This window comes from Paenibacillus sp. J22R3 (assembly GCF_056269305.1).
Genome location: NZ_JBWDNS010000003.1, coordinates 221,596 through 240,923 on the forward strand (window position 1 = coordinate 221,596; position 19,328 = coordinate 240,923).

Annotated in this window: 14 protein-coding genes; 7 read left to right on the forward strand and 7 right to left on the reverse strand. The window is 51.3% G+C overall.

The window, feature by feature from the left end:
• Positions 1–13: 13 nt before the first annotated feature.
• Positions 14–1,975, reverse strand: coding sequence for an excinuclease ABC subunit UvrC (gene uvrC, locus AC0YN4_RS15770; protein ID WP_475782064.1), 1,962 nt, complete (start codon positions 1,973–1,975; stop codon positions 14–16).
• 200 nt (positions 1,976–2,175) lie between these two features.
• On the opposite strand from uvrC, the gene AC0YN4_RS15775 reads away from it, so the two are divergent.
• The 4 genes from AC0YN4_RS15775 to AC0YN4_RS15790 all read left to right on the forward strand — a co-directional run bounded on the left by AC0YN4_RS15775 (position 2,176) and on the right by AC0YN4_RS15790 (position 6,934).
• Positions 2,176–2,322 carry a YqzM family protein gene (locus AC0YN4_RS15775; protein WP_475782065.1) on the forward strand — a complete coding sequence of 49 codons (147 nt, stop codon included), beginning with the start codon at positions 2,176–2,178 and terminating at the stop codon, positions 2,320–2,322.
• A 397-nt stretch (positions 2,323–2,719) separates the two neighbouring features.
• A complete protein-coding gene (gene rsgA, locus AC0YN4_RS15780) occupies positions 2,720–3,856 on the forward strand; it encodes a ribosome small subunit-dependent GTPase A (protein WP_475836474.1) in 1,137 nt (378 codons plus the stop codon).
• A gap of 131 nt (positions 3,857–3,987) precedes the next feature.
• Positions 3,988–4,587, forward strand: coding sequence for a TetR/AcrR family transcriptional regulator (locus tag AC0YN4_RS15785; protein WP_475836163.1), 600 nt, complete (start codon positions 3,988–3,990; stop codon positions 4,585–4,587).
• 79 nt (positions 4,588–4,666) lie between these two features.
• Positions 4,667–6,934 carry an MMPL family transporter gene (locus tag AC0YN4_RS15790; RefSeq protein ID WP_475836164.1) on the forward strand — a complete coding sequence of 756 codons (2,268 nt, stop codon included), beginning with the start codon at positions 4,667–4,669 and terminating at the stop codon, positions 6,932–6,934.
• A gap of 86 nt (positions 6,935–7,020) precedes the next feature.
• On the opposite strand, the gene AC0YN4_RS15795 is transcribed toward AC0YN4_RS15790, so the two are convergent.
• The 5 genes from AC0YN4_RS15795 to AC0YN4_RS15815 are packed head-to-tail and all read right to left on the reverse strand — an operon-like array spanning position 7,021 to position 11,251.
• A complete protein-coding gene (locus AC0YN4_RS15795) occupies positions 7,021–7,251 on the reverse strand; it encodes a YezD family protein (protein WP_090982013.1) in 231 nt (76 codons plus the stop codon).
• Positions 7,252–7,272: 21 nt separating this feature from the next.
• A complete protein-coding gene (locus tag AC0YN4_RS15800; RefSeq protein WP_475782068.1) occupies positions 7,273–8,337 on the reverse strand; it encodes an ABC transporter ATP-binding protein in 1,065 nt (354 codons plus the stop codon).
• A gap of 3 nt (positions 8,338–8,340) precedes the next feature.
• The gene (gene cysW / locus AC0YN4_RS15805) at positions 8,341–9,222 is read right to left on the reverse strand and encodes a sulfate ABC transporter permease subunit CysW (RefSeq protein ID WP_475782069.1); all 882 of its coding nucleotides are present in this window, start codon (positions 9,220–9,222) and stop codon (positions 8,341–8,343) included.
• A gap of 13 nt (positions 9,223–9,235) precedes the next feature.
• A complete protein-coding gene (gene cysT, locus AC0YN4_RS15810) occupies positions 9,236–10,084 on the reverse strand; it encodes a sulfate ABC transporter permease subunit CysT (RefSeq protein ID WP_475782070.1) in 849 nt (282 codons plus the stop codon).
• A gap of 27 nt (positions 10,085–10,111) precedes the next feature.
• Entirely contained in the window at positions 10,112–11,251 is a 1,140-nt protein-coding gene (locus AC0YN4_RS15815) for a sulfate ABC transporter substrate-binding protein (protein ID WP_475782459.1), read from the reverse strand.
• 395 nt (positions 11,252–11,646) lie between these two features.
• On the opposite strand from AC0YN4_RS15815, the gene AC0YN4_RS15820 reads away from it, so the two are divergent.
• From AC0YN4_RS15820 to AC0YN4_RS15830, 3 genes are all read left to right on the forward strand, one after another.
• Positions 11,647–12,666 (forward strand): sulfate ABC transporter substrate-binding protein, encoded by a 1,020-nt coding sequence (locus tag AC0YN4_RS15820; protein WP_475782071.1) that lies wholly within the window; start codon positions 11,647–11,649, stop codon positions 12,664–12,666.
• A gap of 155 nt (positions 12,667–12,821) precedes the next feature.
• A complete protein-coding gene (locus AC0YN4_RS15825) occupies positions 12,822–16,682 on the forward strand; it encodes a bifunctional 2',3'-cyclic-nucleotide 2'-phosphodiesterase/3'-nucleotidase (protein ID WP_475836165.1) in 3,861 nt (1,286 codons plus the stop codon).
• 93 nt (positions 16,683–16,775) lie between these two features.
• Positions 16,776–18,314 carry an S-layer homology domain-containing protein gene (locus AC0YN4_RS15830; protein WP_475836166.1) on the forward strand — a complete coding sequence of 513 codons (1,539 nt, stop codon included), beginning with the start codon at positions 16,776–16,778 and terminating at the stop codon, positions 18,312–18,314.
• A 56-nt stretch (positions 18,315–18,370) separates the two neighbouring features.
• Here AC0YN4_RS15830 and dnaI read toward each other — a convergent pair whose 3' ends face one another.
• Positions 18,371–19,327, reverse strand: coding sequence for a primosomal protein DnaI (gene dnaI, locus AC0YN4_RS15835; RefSeq protein WP_475782460.1), 957 nt, complete (start codon positions 19,325–19,327; stop codon positions 18,371–18,373).
• Position 19,328: the final 1 nt, after the last annotated feature.

The following is a 19,328-nucleotide window of genomic DNA, read 5'->3' on the forward strand; positions in this document are numbered from 1 at the left end:
CTTCCGAAAGGTCTTATTCCTGCTGTTCTTCCTTCAGCGCTTCAATAATTTGAGTGGCAAGCTTCTCGCCAATCGACAGCGGCCGGAAATCTTCAATGGCTGCTTCTCTTATTTTCTTAATGGAGCCAAAATGCTTCAGCAGCGCCTTACGCCGTTTCTCTCCGATGCCCGGAATCGAGTCCAGCTTGGAAGCCACCATCGATTTGCCCCGCTGTTCGCGGTGGAACGTAATCGCAAAACGGTGAACCTCGTCTTGAATCCGCTGCAGCAAGTAGAATTCCTGGCTGTCGCGCGGCAGCGGCACCACTTCAGGCGGATCCCCCGTCATGAGCTGCGCTGTTTTATGTTTGGTGTCCTTCACAAGTCCGCACACCGGTACCATCAAGCCAAGCTCATTCTCCAGAATATCGAGTGCTGCGGAGATTTGACCGCGACCGCCGTCGACAATGATCAGATCCGGCAGCGGAAGCTCTTCCTTCAGCACACGCTCATAGCGGCGGCGAATGACTTCACGCATCGTCCCATAATCATCAGGTCCGACGACCGTCTTGACCTTGTATTTGCGGTATTCCTTCTTATCCGGCTTGCCATCCATAAAGACCACCATCGCCGAAACGGGATCCGTCCCTTGAATGTTTGAATTATCGAATGCCTCTATACGCCGAACCTGCGACAGGCCTAATGCCTCCGCCAGCCCTTCCGATGCTTTGAAGGTGCGCTCCTCATCCCGCTCGATCAGCTTAAATTTCTCATCCAGCGTCACCTTTGCATTATTCACTGCCATCGTAACAACATCGCGTTTGCGTCCGCGCAGCGGCATGAACACCTTCACCTTCAGCCATTTCTGCAAGGAATTTCGCAGTTCGGCCTCCATTGAACCTGCTTCCGGCTCACCTTGCTCATCGCCTTCGGCATGATGCTCGGCAGGAACGGCCTCTACCATGTATTCTACGCCTGACTCCTGCACGCTCGCAGCCGTTTCCAGCTCTGCTTCCTGCGGCGGGGAAGGCAAGAAAATTTCCTTAGGCAGCGCCGGATTTTCCGAATAATACTGAGTCACGAACGTCATGAAATCATCGTATGCCGCGCCGTAATACGGGAACGTCGTCGCTCTTCGCTCGATCAGCTTCCCTTGCCGCATGTACATAATTTGTACGCACATCCAGCCTTTCTCAATCGCATAACCGAAGACATCGCGATCCATCGCATCGTTGAGCGTAATTTTCTGCTTCTCCATGACAGCATCAATGGCAATGAGCTGGTCCCGATATTCCTTCGCACGCTCGAATTCCATCAGTTCTGCAGCCGATTCCATCTTAGCCTGAAGCGTCTTCTTCACTTCATCATGACCGCCATTTAAGAATCGAGTGATCTCCTGCACCATGTTCTCGTACGTACCCGGCGCAATATCGAACTCGCAAGGCGCTACACATTGCCCGATATGGTAGTACAAACATACCTTGTCCGGCAGCGTGCCGCATTTGCGCAGCGGATATAACCGGTCCAGCAGCTTCTTCGTTTGAGTAGCCGCGAATGCATTCGGATACGGTCCGAAATATTTGCCTTTATCTTTGACGATCCGGCGCGTTACCTCAAGCTTCGGATGCGTTTCATTCGTTATTTTGATATACGGGAACGTCTTGTCATCTTTGAGCAGGACGTTATAACGGGGATGATATTGTTTAATCAGGTTGCATTCCAGTATCAACGCTTCCATATTGCTCGAAGTTACAATGTATTCGAAATCGCGGATCAAGGAAACGAGCCGCAATGTCTTTCCGTTATGACTGCCGTTAAAATACGAACGTACCCGGTTCTTCAGTACCTTAGCTTTGCCGACATAAATAATGGTGCCCTCGGCATCTTTCATCAAATAACAGCCCGACTGATCCGGCAGCAAAGCCAGCTTACTGCGGATTCGTTCCTCGGCAAGGCGCTTGTCTGCGGCCGATTCCGTTCTCGGTTGATCCTCCATTGTCGTCCTCCTCCCGGCACATGGCTATCCTTTATTGTACCACAATGAGCCTTATTTTGCGGTAGAACTCGGCTCGCTTGGAAGTGGCTTTCGGCACAAATTTGCCTCACAATTGTCACGACCTCCGACTTTACAATTATTCTGGAAGTTGGGTATACTAGGGGGAGCAATCGTTGTTGTCTAAGGAGGAAGTTAAAACGATGGAAAATGTAAGAGACCCACGTGAGCATTTGAACGAGGAACCACGCGACGATCTATTCGACGTTGCACTTGGCTTTGGCGGATTCTTTGGACTGATGTTCGTTATTTTCGCCGCTGCGGTGATTATCAAATTCATCATTTCGTAATAATGTGGCCTTGCCTCGGAATCCGGGAGCAAGGCCATTTTAATGGAATGAGTTGACAAGGCGCTTCGAAGCGCATAGAATGACAACTAACGATAACTAAGGAGGCTGATGTCAAATGGTAGCTAATGTCATGAACGTACAAGAAGTAGTTGCAGTTGCATCGGTCTCAGACGGATCAAGTTCGGGAATGAATAAGTAAGCTAAGGATACAGCCCTAGCTTATTTATGATCGCCCAAGCCGCCGCAAGAGACCGTAATCCGGTTTCTTGCGGTTTTTTTGTGTCCGTTTCGGTACGTAGAACGTATCAGAGCGAAGACCGCAGGAGTTTATTTCCTGCGGTCTTTTTTGTTATCCATCCACCAATCCAACTAATAAAGGGGTACACCAACTTTGAACATGAACCATCCCATGCAAGAGAGCTCGAACAATTACGGGCTGAAAGACTACGGCTGGAATGAATACTGGGAGAACGCTTTTACCCATGTTTCCGGCAACAGTAACGGCGGCAAAAGCAGCAGCGGCGTAAGCCTTGAGCCTGCACGAGTCGTTGCTCAATTTACGAATCGATATCGCATTATGACCGACGCCGGTGAATACGCCGCTGAAGTCAGCGGCAAATTTCAATTCCAAGCTGCATCACGCAGCGAATTCCCTGCCGTCGGCGACTGGGTCGCCGTACAATTATTGCCCGGTGAGCAGCGTGCCATTATTCACAGTATCCTGCCAAGGCGCTCGGCGATGATCCGCCGTGCAGCAGGCAGCGTGCCGGAAGAACAGGTCATTGGCACCAACATCGACACGCTCTTCATCGTCAATGCGCTCAACGGGGATTACAACGTTCGCAAGATCGAACGTTACCTCATCGCAGCCTGGGAAAGCGGCGCAACACCTGTCGTTCTGCTGACGAAAGCCGATCTCTGCACCGATACGGAGAGCAGAGTCGCCGAAGTTGAGGCCGCGGCACCGGGGGTTCCTGTCCATGCGGTCAGCGCTCTGGAGAACGAAGGCCGCGAATCGCTCTCGCCTTATATGCTCCAAGGCCGCACCATTGCCGTAACCGGCTCATCCGGCGTCGGCAAATCAACGCTGCTGAACTGGTTGGCGGGCGGCGACCTGCAGCGCGTGCAAGGCATCCGCGAGGATGATGCGCGCGGCCGCCATACCACTACGCATCGCGAGCTCTTCCCGCTTCCGGGCGGCGTCATCATGATGGATACGCCGGGGATGCGCGAGCTGCAGCTGTGGGAAGCCGATGACGGCTGGCAGGAAGCGTTCTCCGATATCGAAGCGATTGCAGAGACCTGCCGGTTCCGCGATTGCCGCCATCAAGCGGAGCAAGGCTGCGCCGTGAAGGAAGCGCTGCGCAGCGGGGCGCTCGATGAGCGCCGCTATGAGAGCTACAAGAAAACCGGGCGAGAGCTGGCGCATCAAGCGCGCAAAGAGCAATCCGTCAGCAAGCGGCAGAAGAAAAGCGCTGATAAACGGATCGAAGCACGCACAAGCTACGTCAAGCACAAGCTGGACATCGATTAATTGACTGGCGATTCGCGGAGTAGTATGATCTTAGCAAGCGGCTTATCAAGCGATAAGCAGATTTAGCGGGAAAGGAACTTTCCTCTTCAATGGTAGCCACCAAATCGAATCAATCGCAAGAGACACGCGCCATGATTATTAGAACGGCGAAGGAACTGTTTATGGAGCTCGGCTACCGCGCCGTATCCACGCGACAAATCGCCGATGCCTGCGGCTTAACTCAGCCTGCGTTATATCATCACTTCAAGGATAAGCAAGCGCTGTACGTAGATGTCATGCGATCGGTGTGCGAAGGTACGCGAAGTGCGCTGGGCGGCATCATTCGAAGAGAAACAGATGTAAGGCATCGCCTCTACCATGTCACTGCCTATATGCTTGCTAATCACCCCGAGGATCTCAGCCGGATGTTTCACGACATTCGGCATGAGCTTGCTCCGGAGTCTCAGCGAATTATCTATGAGCTATGGCGCAGCGCCTATCTTTCGCCGCTGCTTACCATATTCGAAGCAGGTCAGCAGAATGGACAGCTGCGCGACTCGGCACAGTTCGGAATGGATGCCGAGAAATCAGCGCGGCTATTGATGGGGCTCATCAACCAGACATTGGCCGCAGCCTCTACCCTCTCTCCGGCAGGCGCAGCAGACACAAAGAAAAATTGGGATGATCAAGCCCAAATGCTCATCAACGTATTGTTATTCGGACTATCGGCCACCTCACCTCCTTCGGAGTAGGCGGCCTGAATAGCCCTTTTTTTCTAATCATCACTTATCGCTTGATAAGTGAAAATCAAAAGGAGATGAGTACATCCACATGATAGTCAGATGGCTCGAAGCATTCACGCAAGCAGTCGGAGGCAAACGCGGCCGCTGGCTAACGCTTGCCGCCTGGATCGTTATTGTCGCTCTGCTCAACATGACCCTGCCTAGTTCCTCAGAGCAGAAGGACGATACGCTGGCGAACTTCAATGCAAGCAAACCATCCGTTCAAGCCGAGAAGCTGATCGCCGAGCAGTTCCCATCCGAAACCGGTATCCCCGCACTCTTAACCTGGTACCGCGGGAATGGACTCACCGATGCGGACTTGGCCGGCATTCAGCAGCTGGCGAAGCAGCTCGCAGCACATCCTGTCCCTCATCAAGAAAGTGTCGTCCCGCTTGATAAGCTGCCGCTTCCGGCGCTGAAACAGCAAGTTTCTGAGGACGGCACTACGTTAGTTCAGCCTGTGCTGTTTGATAAATCCGCAGGCAGCGACGGACTCAAAGAAGGCCTGACCCAGATAGAGATTGAAACAGCGCTTATCTTCAAGGATTCCGCAAATCCGTTTCAAACCAAGCTTGCAGACGAGTCCGGCAGCGGCCTTGCCGTTCGTGCATCAGGACCTGTGGGCATCTCAGTTGACGCAACAGGTTTGTTCAAGAGCGCTGACGTTTCCTTGCTTCTTGCTACCGTATTTCTGGTTCTGCTCTTCTTACTGCTCATCTACCGTTCGCCGGTACTTGCTCTCATTCCGCTGATCGCGGTCGGATTCGCATACGGTGCTATTACACCGCTGTTAGGCTGGATGGCGGATCAGGGCTGGATTGCTTATGACTCCCAGAGCTTATCCATCATGACCGTCCTGCTGTTCGGTGCCGGAACCGATTACTGCCTCTTCCTAATTGCCAGATTCCGCAGCGAATTGAAGGAAGAACGCCAACCTTTCACAGCATTAAAACAAGCGTTCAGCGGCTCTTCCGGCGCGATTGCCATGAGCGGACTAACCGTTGTCTTCTCCCTGCTCGTGCTGCTGCTGGCAGAGTTCGGCAGCATTCAGCGCTTCGCGGTTCCGTTCAGTTTAGCCATTCTGATCATGATGATCGCAAGCTTGACGCTCGTGCCTGCGTTCCTCAGCCTACTGGGCCGAGCATCCTTCTACCCGTTCATTCCGAGAACGCAAGAGATGGCTGCCGCGCGAGCGAAGAAGAAAGGTAAAGCCGCGCCTGCCCTACAAGCACGCCAGACCCTTGGCGATCGACTGGGAGAATTCGTTGTCCGTAAGCCGAAGCGGATAGCGGTTATAACGACGATCATCCTGGTCATCTGTGTTATTTTCGCCTCCCAAATCAAATACACATTCGACACGCTATCGTCGTTCCCGGCGGATTCTCCTTCACGAGAAGGCTTTACCCTCATTGCAGGTCATTTCAATGCAGGTGAGCTCGCACCTGTGCAAGTGATCACAGAGACGCAATCCGCAGAACAAGGCGAAGCGGTCCAATCCGCCTTGGCTGCTCTTCCTTTCGTGAAGAAAGTAACCGATCCGGTACGTGGCGCGACGAATTCGGATCTGCTCCGCTTTGAGGTCGAGCTGGCAGTGAATCCGTATTCGATCGAAGCGATTGCTCATATCCCGCAGCTGCGGCATGCAGCAGAAGAAGCACTGACTGCGACGACGGGCGTCAGCACAGCCGATACCGCGAAGCAGGTATGGATCGGCGGCCAAACCGCAGAGCAGTACGACACCAAGCAAACTACCGGCGATGACGCGAAACTCATCATTCCGGTCATCTTGATTCTCATCGCGATTCTATTGCTCGCTTACTTGCGTTCCTTGGTAGCGATGCTCTACTTGATAGCAACCGTACTGTTATCCTACTACAGCGCACTTGGGCTCGGCTGGGTCGTGCTTCATTACTTGTTCGGCACAGAAGCGATTCAGGGGCTCATTCCGCTGTATTCCTTTGTCTTTATCGTTGCGCTAGGCGAAGATTATAACATCTTCATGATTTCGAGCATTTGGAAGAAAGCACGTCACATGCCCTTGCGCCAAGCGGTGAAAGAAGGCGTGTCCCAGACCGGCTCCGTCATCACCTCGGCAGGACTGATTCTAGCAGGCACATTCGCAGTGTTGGCTACCTTGCCAATTCAAGTGCTTGTGCAGTTCGGCACAATAACGGCAATCGGTGTGCTGCTGGATACCTTTATCGTAAGGCCTTTCCTAGTTCCTGCGATAACCGTACTTTGCGGTCGAGCTGCCTTCTGGCCCGCTTCCGCAGCTTTGAAATCGGAACGATCAACACGCACAGGCAACGAATCTTGACGAAACGATTAGCCCTCCCTCAGAAAAGCAAAAAGCGCCGGGTCACTCGTCACAACGAGTGGTCCGGCGCTTCTTCAATCTCGATCCTATCCGTTAACAGCCTTTAATTTATCGGTGCTGTTTGTTGGTTCTTGTCGTTGTTGCCCCGTTTGCCCGGTTTTGGCAGTCGCCGCATCGAACCGCTTGCGCTCTGTACGGTCGATCTGGACGACTCTGCCGTCATGAACCGTAATGAGCACCGAACCATATTCAAGCCCATTTACCTGTGTTGCTATGCGCTCTAACCATTCTTGATCCAGTACGATTGGCTTTGCCATTATAAATCCCTCCCGGACGAATTAAATATGAACTGGCAGCGGATCGATCTTCAGTGGATTCTCCACAATCGTCGCCGACTTGTCAGTAATAACGTATAAACGGTGAATAAGGACGGAAACTTCATCACCCGGCTGCAACGGCTCTTGATCCAGAGAACGGTGTGCCGACAACCGATTGTTGCCCACTTCCACATCAAGCTCCAAATGAGCGCCACGGAAGAAAATATGACGAACCTTACCTTTCTCGGCAGCGGATGGGAACGGAATCTCCCGCTCGCGCCCTACCTCGACAAACTCCGGACGGATGAGCGCTTTAGCACCCTCTGCCAAGGAGGAACCGCCGAAGCCGCGAAGGTCGCTAGGCTGCTCCACCACACTGGAATGACCGATAAACCCCGCCACGAATGCGGTTTGCGGATCTGTATAAATATGAACGGGCGACCCTTGCTGCTCCAGCTTTCCTTGCTGGACGATCAGCATTTCGTCCGCCACCTCGACCGCCTCGTCTTGGTCATGCGTGACGAAGATGGAGGTGATGCCGAGCGTGCTGATCAGCTGCTTCAGCCAAGTGCGAAGCTCTTTGCGCACTTTTGCGTCGATGGCCGCGAACGGCTCATCGAGCAGCAGCAGATCCGGCTTAGGAGCAAGCGCTCTTGCGAATGCCACCCGCTGCCTTTGTCCGCCCGAGAGCTGATGCGGATAGCGATGCTCGAAGCCCCGAAGCCCCGTCAAGTCGAGCAGCTCCCCGACTCGTTCCTTGATCTCAGCTTTACTGGCCTTACGAATCGTCAGTCCAAACGCGATATTATCGAACACGGTCATATGTTTAAACAAGGCGTAATTTTGAAATACAAAGCCGATTCCTCTAAGCTGCGGCTGAACATCGTTAACCCGCTTCCCGTTAATGAAGATATCGCCGGAATCCGGTGTCTCGAGTCCCGCTAATATGCGCAGCAGCGTTGATTTGCCGCCGCCGCTCGGTCCAAGCAGACCAATCAGCTTGCCGCGTTCAATCGAGAAGCTGACATCATTGACGGCTTGGTGGCCTTGAAAGGATTTATTGATGTTGCGAACCTCGATATGCATCCTTTAGCCCTCCTCTTTCGGCGTTTTCTGCGCGGTTTTCCATTCGATGAAGCTCTTCACGACCAGCGTCAGCAATGCCAGCATCACCAGCAAGGAAGCCACCGCAAACGAAGCAGAGAATTGATACTCGTTATACAGAATTTCAATGTGCAGCGGAAGCGTATTGGTCTCGCCGCGGATATGGCCGGATACGACCGATACCGCACCGAACTCCCCCATCGCTCTCGCATTACAGAGGATGATGCCGTAGAGCAATCCCCATTTGATGTTAGGGAGAGTAACGCGCCAGAAGATTTGCCAGCCCTTCGCGCCAAGGCTTGCGGCGGCTTCCTCTTCTTGTACGCCCTGCGCCTGCATCAGCGGGATCAGTTCGCGTGCAACGAACGGGAACGTAACGAATGTTGTCGCAAGCACGATACCGGGCAATGCGAAGATAATTTGGATATTATGATCCGACAACCACGGTCCTAGGAAGCCTTGTGCGCCGAACAATAACACGAAGACCAGACCCGAGATGACCGGTGATACGGCAAAAGGTAAATCAATCAGCGTAATAAGTATGTTTTTGCCCCGAAACCGGAACTTACTGATGGCCCAAGCAGCGGCAACGCCGAATACCGTGTTAAGCGGTACCGCAATGACTGCCGTCAATAAAGTCAGCCTCAGTGCCGACCAAGCATCGGGATCTTTCAGCGCGGCTACATACACCTCTGTTCCGCGTTTGAATGCTTCAATAAAGACCGACAGCAGCGGCAGCAGCACCACAAGCACCAGGAACAGCAGCGCGACGGAGATGAGTACTATTCGAATGCCGGCAGACTCGTTAATATGTTTCGGACGCTGCGCGGACTTCTCGGTTAAATGAACCGTAACTGCACCAGCCATAGTTTACACGCTCCTATTCCGCAATAACGCGGCGATTGCTCCGCCATTGCAAGTAATTGATTAATAGAAGAAGCAGGAAGGATGCAACCAGCATGACAAGCGCGATGGCGGTCGCTCCCTTGTAATCGTACTGCTCAAGCTTCGTCATGATCAGGAGCGGCGCGATTTCGGTTTTCATCGGCATGTTGCCGGAGATGAAGACGACCGAACCGTATTCACCAATTCCTCTTGCAAAAGCAAGCGCAAATCCGGTGAGCAGCGGCGGGATCAGCTCCGGCAGAATGACCCGGCGGAACGTCCGCCAGCGGAATGCGCCGAGCATAACGGCTGCTTCCTCCACCTCGTTATCCAGATCCTGAAGAACAGGCTGAACGGTCCTTACGACGAAAGGCAATCCGATAAAGATAAGCGCTAACGTGATGCCAAGCGGCGTGAAGGCCACTTTGATACCGAGCGGTTCAAGCAAAGAACCAATCCAGCCGTTTGGTGCGTAGATTGCGGTCAATGCAATGCCGGCAACAGCGGTTGGCAGTGCAAAGGGCAAATCAATCAGGCTGTCGACCAGCTTTTTCCCCGGAAATTTGTAGCGTACCAGCACCCAGGCAACGACGAGTCCGAATACGAGATTGATTAGTGCAGCATAGAAGGATGTTAAGAAACTGATTTTGTAGGATGCGATTACCCGTGCATTAGACACCGTATGCCAGAACTGAGCCGGCGTTAAACCGGATGTTTTAATGAAGATACCGGCTAACGGGATAATGACCAGTACGCTCAAGTAGAAAATGGTGAATCCAAGGGAAAGTCCGAAACCCGGCAATATGCTGCGCGGCTTCGCTTTGCTTGAAGTGGAACTTTTCATTAGAAGAGTCAGCTCCTGTCGATTCGCTTATGAGCCGGGTGCGTAGATTTGATCAAATACGCCGCCGTCTGCAAAATGCTTCTTCTGTGCAACAGCCCAGCCGCCGAAATCATCGTTGATATTCAGCAAAGTCATTTCCGGGAATTGCTCCGCGTACTGCTCCGCTACCGATGCCAGCTGCGGGCGGTAGAAATTCTGTGCGACTAGCTTCTGTGCTTCTTCGGTGTAAAGGTAATCCAGATAAGCTTCCGCAACTGTGCGCGAACCTTTCTTATCGACGTTCTTATCGACAATGGCAACCGGCGGTTCTGCAAGAATACTGATGGAAGGATAGACAATATCGAATTTATCCGGGCCAAGCTCCTTCACGGAAAGAAGTGCTTCATTCTCCCAAGCGAGCAGCACGTCGCCGATGCCCTTCTCTACGAAGGTTGTTGTCGATCCGCGTGCCCCGGAATCGAGTACAGGTACGTTTTTGAAAAGCTTAGAGACGAATTCTTGTGCTTTCGACTCTTCGTCATTGTTCTGTTTAAGCGCATAGCCCCATGCCGCGAGATAGTTCCAGCGTGCGCCGCCGCTTGTCTTCGGATTTGGCGTGATGACTTCTACACCCGGTTTCACCAGGTCGTTCCAATCCTTGATCTGTTTCGGATTGCCTTTGCGAACCAGGAACACGATCGTCGATGTATATGGCGCACTGTTATTCTCAAATTGCTGCTGCCAATCGGGATCGATCAGGCCTTTCTCTGCAATTGCATCGATATCGTAACCGAGTGCAAGTGTGACGACATCGGCTTTGAGTCCATCAATGACAGCCCGCGATTGAGCGCCGGAGCCGGCATGTGATTGTTTGATCGTTACTTTCTGGCCATGCTCTTTCTCCCAATAATCGGCGAACAGTTTATTGTAAGCTTCATATAATTCACGCGTCGGGTCGTAAGAAACATTCAGCAGCTCGATCGGCTCAGTAGATTCTGTGTTTGCCGCGTTATCGGTTGCTGGTTCTGTACCGTCTGCATTGGTATTATTGGCTGCACCTGTATTCGTATTGGTTTGATTCGTGTTCGATGGGGAATTGGAGTCCCAGCCGCAGCCTGTCAGCGCGAGGGAAAATACGATAAAGATCAACAGCGTGTGGAGCGTTAACTTGGAATTCTTCTTTTTCATGTTTGTCATGTAAAAGCACCTCTCATCATCTTATTTCAGATAAATAACGCTTTTCCACTCCGCGTTGACCGGTAGTTGAAATAGAATTAATCCTACCTGTTTAGTTGGTTATGGGATGATGATAGCAATGGATAAGCTGTCCTGTCAATCCTTTTTTTTAACATATTTATGAAATAGATTAGTTTTGCTTATTTTTAGTTTTCTTTTAAATTCATAGTTGACAGGTAGGAATTGTCAGCTTATGATGAATCCATCGAGCCCACCGGTCCACCGGAGGCCCCGGCAAGTAACAGCAGCCTGAAGTTTCTCTTCATGGACGCACTCTGCCTGGGCCTCCTTTTTTGTCCAATCAGTCAGATCGGGATGGAGCACTATAATAAAGGGAGAGTTGAACGATGAAGAAAAAACTGCTACTCACGATCACCGTACTGGCATTAATCCTATCCTTATCCTCCACCAGCTTTGCAGCCGTAACCAAACCGGCAAAACCGGATATCGAGCTGCTGAACGTCTCGTACGATCCGACCCGTGAGCTGTACGTGCAGTACAATAAAGCCTTCGCTTCTTATTGGAAAGCCAGAACCGGACAGAAAGTTACGATTAAGCAATCGCATGGCGGATCCGGCGCACAAGCTCGTTCTGTTATCGATGGGCTGCAAGCAGATGTTGTTACACTTGCTCTTGCCTACGACATTGATGCCATTCAGAAAACCGGCTTGATTAATGACGGCTGGGAATCGCGGTTTGCTAAGAATAGTTCGCCATACACTTCCACAATCGTCTTCCTAGTACGCAAAGGGAACCCGAAGAAGATAAAAGATTGGAACGATCTGGTTAAGAATAAAGTGTCCGTCATTACACCGAACCCCAAAACAAGCGGCGGCGCACGCTGGAACTTCCTTGCTGCATGGGGTTATGCTTTAAAACACAATAACAACAGTGAAGCGAAAGCAACGGAATTCGTAACCAAGCTGTTCAAGAACGTGCCTGTACTGGATTCCGGTGCTCGCGGCTCGACAACGACTTTTGTTGAACGAGGAATCGGCGATGTGCTGCTGGCATGGGAGAACGAAGCCTACCTGGCGCTGAAAGAGCATGGCAAGGATTTTGAAATCGTAACCCCTTCCTATAGCATCCTTGCAGAGCCACCGGTTGCTGTCGTCACGAAGAACGCTGAGAAACACGGTACACGGGAAGTGGCTAAAGCCTATCTCGACTATCTCTACACGAACGCCGGTCAGCGTATCGTTGCTCAGAACTTCTACCGTCCGACGAACACGAAAATCGCTGCGGAATTCACGAAAAACTTCAAAAACGTCGAGCTTACGAACATCCGCGATTTCGGCGGCTGGAACAAAGCACAAACGAAGTTCTTTAGCGATGGCGGCGTGTTCGACGATATTTACAAACCATAATCGCATCTCATCCCAAAAACCGTACATCCTAACCGATGTACGGTTTTTTCTATACATTCCCTGCTTTACAAGAATAGAACATAATCTTTAACCCAATTTAATACCTTAGTTGTTACACTTTTCTTATACCAATTGAAAGGTGGAGTTACTAGAAAATGGTTTCTATTCGCAAGAGAATGTCGCGGACTGCAATTGCCGCCTCCCTTCTCGCAGGCTTTCTGACATCATCTTATCTTCCGAGCCCTGTACACGCACAAGCCGCCGATGAGCGAGCCTTTACGATTACAAACGCAATGATGGATACATCCGGCGGTGTTCTGGCCAGTGCTGTCGTAGCCCCGTCAACTGTAGGACATGCCGGGGAAGAAACGGTTATTTTCGAACTGTTCGATGGCGCTGTTCCGATCGGAATTGCAGCTTTGACCAAAGATATTGCAGGCAGCGAGAAAGTGACAGCGCATTTCAATAAGACGGGAAGCAGCCTGTCCGTCAAAGTATTTGTTGTTGACTCCTATAGCGGAACGCTCGCTGATGTGGGCAATAGTCTGGCCGATCCGATCACGATCGGTTCGACATTGAAGCTGCGCATCATGGAAACGACGGATGTACACACCAATTTCATGAACTACGATTATTACAAGGATGCTCCCGCCGAGAATGTTGGACTAGTTAAAACAGCCACTTTGGTGAAGCAAGCACGCTCAGAGGTGAAGAATACGCTGCTTGTCGATAACGGCGATTTGCTTCAAGGCACGCCGCTCGGCACGTATATGGCCAAAGTAGCGCCGCTCCAAGACGGCGACGTTCATCCTGCCTATAAAGCAATGAACTTAATGGGCTACGATATTGCAACATTCGGCAATCATGAATTCAATTACGGACTTGATTATTTGAATGAAGCCATCGATGACGCTAAATTCCCGTATGTCAACGCGAATGTCTATGTAGACGATCACGACACCGATCCAAGCAACGACGTTAATAAGTACAAGCCGTATGTCATTATGGACAAAACGTTCAAGGACGAGAACGGTCAATCGCAGACGGTAAAAGTAGGCTTCATCGGATTGGTTACTCCTCAAATCATGGATTGGGATAAAGGCAATCTCGACGGTAAAGTCACTACGAAGGACATCGTAGCGACAGCCGAGAAATTCGTTCCTCTTATGCGCGCTGAAGGCGCAGAAGTCGTTGTTGCCCTCACACACTCCGGCTTCAATGTTAATGCTGAGGCAGATAAAGGTGCTGAGGATGCGGTTTATCCGCTCAGTAAAGTTGCTGGCATCGACGCCATTACGTTCTCGCATACTCATAAGGTTTTCCCTGCTGCCAGTGTCAGCGCGCTTGATCCGCTCTTCAAGGACGCGGGCGGCAACCCGCTTCCCGGTGTCGATAATGCGAAAGGCACAATCAATGGCGTTGCGGCTGTACAGGCTGGTTTTGGCGGCGCCAATCTTGGCATCATCGACCTTACGCTGAACAAAACCAATGGCAAATGGAAGGTTACTGCTTCGCAATCCTCCAACAAGTATATCTATGACAGTGTGAAGAAGCTTCCGCTTGTTGACGCTGATTCTGCGGTCGTCAATGCAATTAAAGCCGAACATGCAGCGACAATCGCCTATGCAAACCAAGCGATTGGTCAAACTTCGGCTCCTATTTACAGCTACTTTGCACTCGTACAGGACGACCCTTCCGTGCAAATCGTTACGCAAGCGCAGAAGTGGTTCGTACAGCAAGAATTGAATACTAAGAACTCGCCGGACAAGGATCTCCCGATTCTATCCGTAGGCGCCCCGTTCAAAGCCGGCCGCAATGGTCCGAGTGAATATTCGGATATTAAGGCAGGCGATCTTGCCATTAAGAGCGCCAGCGATTTGTATCTCTACGACAATACGCTGAAGGCCATTAAAGTAAAAGGCTCCGTCGTTAAGGATTGGCTCGAAATGTCTGCCGGAATTTTCAATCAGATCGATCCGAGCAAAACAGCCGAACAGCCGCTGCTGAACTCATCCTTTCCGGTTTTCAACTTCGATGTCATCGATGGCGTCACGTATCAGGTAGATGTCACTAAACCGGCGAAGTACACCAAAGACGGTACAATCAACGATGCAGCATCCAGCCGGATTGTTAACCTGCTCTACAACGGGCAACCGGTTGATCCAGCTCAAGATTTCATCGTGGTCAGCAACAATTACCGTGTTTTCGGTGGAGGCAACTTCCCTGGCGTGAAAGGTTCTCCGCTCGTATTGGATTCCGCTAGCGAGAATCGCCAAGTTCTGATGGACTACATCTCGGAGCAAGGTACGATTAATCCGGCCGCTGACAACAACTGGTCGATCGCACCCGTTCAAGGCGATCTTAACGTCACGTTTACAACTTCTCCGGCTGCCAAAACATACTTGAGTGCTAATCCGCGAATCACATCGCTTGAGCGTACCGACGAGAAAGGATTCGGCGTCTTCAAGCTTGATCTTCACGGTGATGCAACACAGCCAACAGAGAATGTGAAGGTTCAGCTGTTAGGTATTAATGATTTTCACGGTCAGTTGGACTACTCCACCATAGCCGGAGGGAATGTTCTGGGTGGTGCAGCTTACTTGGCAACCTACCTCAAGCAGCACAAAGCAGATAACCCGGCAAATACCCTGCTCGTCCATAATGGCGATGCAGTAGGTGCAAGCTCGCCGGTTTCATCGCTTGAGCGCGACAAGCCTACTCTCGATTTCATGGAACTGCTCGGATTTAAAGTCGGAACACTTGGCAATCACGAATTTGATCAAGGGGTTCCAGCGCTCATGGCTCAATTAAATGGGGGCCAAGATCCAATCAATACGAGTATCACGTATGCCAAAACCACTATCGATTATATCAATGCCAATGTGCTCGACAAAGTGACAGGTGAACCTATCATTGCACCGTATGTCATTGAGGAGGTCGGCGGGGAAAAAATCGGCTTCATCGGTGTTGTCACAATGTTGACGCCAAGCAAAGTCTCTCCTTCCGCGCTTGCACCGGTAAATATCGTGGATCAAGCTCCTGTGGTAAACGCGGCCGTTGATGAATTAACCGCACAAGGCGTCAAAGCGATCGTTGTGCTTGCTCACGACCCCGCTTCACAAAGCGGTACGACAATTACCGGCGAGGCAGCTGACCTTGCAAATGCCGTAAGTGACGAGGTTGACGTTATCTTCGCCGGTGACAACCATGCGAAAGTAAACGGAATCGTCGACAACAAACTCGTTTTCCAAGCCTACTCTTATGGTACGGCATTTGCCGACGTTGATCTTGAAATCGATCCGCAAACACATGATATCGTGAAGAAGGAAGCGACGATTGTCGACGTCAATCAAGCCGGTATCACGCCGGATGCTGCAGTTAGTGCAATGGTACAAGCAGCCCTTGGCAGACATCCAGAGCTTTCCCTGCCGGTGGGCTCCACTGAAGTTGCCTATAAGAAAGAAAATGCCTATACGCAAGAAATTGCGCTTGGCAGCTTGATCGCCGATGCCATGAAGGATTCTATGCAATCCGATTTTGCATTCATGAACCCGGGCGGCATCCGTGCTGATCTACCGCTCGGTAATGTGCTCTACTCCGATCTGTTCCGTATTCAACCGTTTGGGAACCAGCTCATTAAGATGACGCTGACCGGCGCGCAAATTAAGACATTGCTGCAGCAGCAATGGGGAGAAACGGCAGCCAGCACGAAAACATTGCAAATCTCCGGACTTCGTTATACGGCCGATTTCAGTAAACCGATCGCGGAGCGAATCGTCTCCTTAACGAAAGAAGATGGCACCGCAATTACCGATACGGCTGAATACACAGCGGTAGTCAATAACTTCATGGCAGCCGGCGGCGACAACTACACGATCCTTACACAAGGCAAGCAGCCGATAGCAGGACCGACCGATATTGATGCTTTCTACAGTTATGTGTTGAAAACGTTCAATTACGGAACCATTACCGCGGCTGTAAAAGGCCGGATCACGAATATGACGACAACTCCATAAAATCAGCTTTTACAGCGGTGAACCCGGACTACTGTCACTCACCTGCCCCTGCCACGTCCCGTCCGGGTCACCACACTAGAAAGGAGCATCAAGTTGAAGAGAAAAGCATTCCTCTTAACGGCATTGTCTTTGTCATTCGCGTTAGCTGTCCCTGTCGCAGCTCCATTAGCTGCCTATGCCGAGAGTTCATCGCAAGCTGCTGCTGGCACGACAATTGACGCTGTAGCCGGTGTCACTGCCGGCGGTTCGGTTTCGATCAGCGGCACAACTAATGCTGCTGAAGTCATCGTAAAGGTCATCAGTCCAGATAGTACAATCCTGTTCTTCGATATCGTGAAGTCGGCCGATGGCCGTTATAGCACATCATTTACACTACCTAGCACCGCAGCAATCGGCAGCAGCTATCAAGTTATAGCAGGACAAGGTACTGACGTCTCGACCAGGACATTTACTGTAGTCTCAAGCGGCAGCGGCATTCCTACATCTCCCATAGATAACGGCAACCCAACAGCTCCAGAAGGTGTGACGATCGTTCCATTCGAGCTGTCGGACGTTTCTTCCGCTGCTAATGGTGTAGCCACATTGGATGCCCGTGAGATTACTTCCGCTAGCTCGGACCTGCACATCCCAGCATCCGTCATTTCAACCATCGGCGATAACAGCTTCCGAATTCTGCTTCCGAATGGAACCGTCACACTGCCGAAGGAAGTGCTAAGCGCTCTCTCCGCGCTAGCCGGCTCCGATAAGGATGCCAGCCTCTCGCTTCAATTCAACAAGCTGACAAGCAGTGAAGCTGCTTCTGCTCTTGCTAAGCTCGGTGAAGCCGCTACCGGCCTTAAGCCGCAAGGCCAAGTCATTGAGCTGACCCTTGCGATCGCATTCAAGGATGGCTCCAAGAACAAGTTAAGCAGCTTTACGAAGCCGGTAACGCTGCAGCTTCAACTCTCGGAAGGCGCGGATGCCCGTCTCGCCGGGATTTATTATCTCTCGGATGGCGGTGTAATCGAGTACATCGGCGGTAGCCTTAAAGGTAACATTTTAACTGCCGAAGTGGGCCACTTCAGTCAATATGGCGTGTTCTCGTACACAACGAAGTTTGTCGACGTACCAGCGACTCATTGGGCAGCTGATGTGATTGAGGAGTTGACTGCGAAGCATGTCGTGCAAGGGATTTCCACAAACAGCTTCGGCCCTCTAGCGAAAGTAACGCGTGCCGAGTTTGTTACGATGCTCATTCGCGCCCTCGGCCTGAAAGCAACAGAAGCTGCACCTTTTAGCGATATCCAAGCCGGCAGCTGGTATGCCGATGCTGCTGCTGCAGCCTACGAGAACGGCATTACATCCGGCACAAACGCAGGAAAGTTTGAACCGAACAAGCCGATTACACGCGAAGAATTAGCCCTTATGATTACTCGCGTCTATGAGAAGCAGCACGGCCAAGCCAGTGGCAGCGCGACTGACATTGATTCCTACCACGACAAGAATGCCATCAGCAGCTGGGCGAAGGAAGCGGTTCAAGCCGCCGTTCATGCCGGCCTTATGGTTGGCAGTGACCATCTCTTCTCTCCTCGCAGCCATACAACGCGCGCAGAATCCGCACAAGTGCTCTATAACTTGCTGTACCGCGCGTAAAGCAAAGAGCCTGCCGTCTATATGGACGGCAGGCTCTTCTGTATATGTGGAGACAATTAACGAAGGCCGCGTTTATTATGTCCTGTCACATGAACAGGCTGGACGTACGGCCGAATTCGATCCATCAGCCGCTGCCCCTTGTGCAGCTCGTCACCGTCTTTGTTCGTAAAGCTGAAATGCTGTTCGATTGCATCTAACCCATAATTGGACGTGTAGAACGTCGGCTTACGGTTCATCCGATAATTCAGAATAGCACCAAGAACATGATCTCGCACCCATGGATTCAAATTCTCCGCTCCGATATCATCGAAGATCAGAAGATCCGTCTCCTTCATAAGATCGACTGTTTCCTTCAGCTTGCCTTGCTCCAGCATCAGTGATTTCAAGTCTTCCACAAACTCCGGCATATACACAATAGCGCCAGTGAAACCTGCCTTCGCAAGCTCATGGAGCATATAGCACATGAGGAACGTCTTGCCCGTACCGAACGACCCTGTTAGATAGAGCCCTTCCTTCTGGAGTCCGCTTTCTTTGGTTACGTTAATGTACTTGATAATCTGACCGACAGCTTTCATCCGTTCGATATCCTTCGACACGATCTCATCCGCGGAGTAGCCTTCTAATAAAGCTCGATCATCTACATAGAAGCTGCGAATGCGACTGCGGATCTTGTTCTCGCTTTGTCTGGCAATGAGCTTCTTGCAAGTCACTTTGCGATCGTTCAACTGCACCTGGCCGCCAACTGTTTCACAGCTGAGCTCTGTATAGTGTCCTTCGAAATCATTCGGACATTGGTCAAGTCCCGGACAGTTGCTGCAAATCCGAAATTCTTTGGTACATTGATAAATTTTATTTAAATTAAGCCGTATTGTTTCATTATCCAGCTCCGGATATTTGGAACGAAGCTTGCCTACGAGTGGGTCAGCAAGCAGTTCTTCCATTAATTTATCCGCTTGCCTTAATGCGCTTCCGCCTCCCGGCATCTGCTTGAGCAAATCACCCAGCGATTCCATC

Bases quoted from the DNA above. Each gene is read 5' to 3' on its own strand.
- AC0YN4_RS15775 (WP_475782065.1), top strand. From the start codon at position 2,176: ATGGAAAATGTAAGAGACCCACGTGAGCATTTGAACGAGGAACCACGC.
- rsgA (WP_475836474.1), top strand. From the start codon at position 2,720: ATGAACCATCCCATGCAAGAGAGCTCGAACAATTACGGGCTGAAAGAC.
- dnaI (WP_475782460.1), bottom strand. From the start codon at position 19,327: ATGGAATCGCTGGGTGATTTGCTCAAGCAGATGCCGGGAGGCGGAAGC.
- AC0YN4_RS15795 (WP_090982013.1), bottom strand. From the start codon at position 7,251: ATGGCAAAGCCAATCGTACTGGATCAAGAATGGTTAGAGCGCATAGCA.
- cysT (WP_475782070.1), bottom strand. From the start codon at position 10,084: ATGAAAAGTTCCACTTCAAGCAAAGCGAAGCCGCGCAGCATATTGCCG.
- AC0YN4_RS15800 (WP_475782068.1), bottom strand. From the start codon at position 8,337: ATGCATATCGAGGTTCGCAACATCAATAAATCCTTTCAAGGCCACCAA.
- AC0YN4_RS15825 (WP_475836165.1), top strand. From the start codon at position 12,822: ATGGTTTCTATTCGCAAGAGAATGTCGCGGACTGCAATTGCCGCCTCC.
- AC0YN4_RS15790 (WP_475836164.1), top strand. From the start codon at position 4,667: ATGATAGTCAGATGGCTCGAAGCATTCACGCAAGCAGTCGGAGGCAAA.
- AC0YN4_RS15785 (WP_475836163.1), top strand. From the start codon at position 3,988: ATGATTATTAGAACGGCGAAGGAACTGTTTATGGAGCTCGGCTACCGC.
- cysW (WP_475782069.1), bottom strand. From the start codon at position 9,222: ATGGCTGGTGCAGTTACGGTTCATTTAACCGAGAAGTCCGCGCAGCGT.
- AC0YN4_RS15815 (WP_475782459.1), bottom strand. From the start codon at position 11,251: ATGAAAAAGAAGAATTCCAAGTTAACGCTCCACACGCTGTTGATCTTT.
- uvrC (WP_475782064.1), bottom strand. From the start codon at position 1,975: ATGGAGGATCAACCGAGAACGGAATCGGCCGCAGACAAGCGCCTTGCC.
- AC0YN4_RS15820 (WP_475782071.1), top strand. From the start codon at position 11,647: ATGAAGAAAAAACTGCTACTCACGATCACCGTACTGGCATTAATCCTA.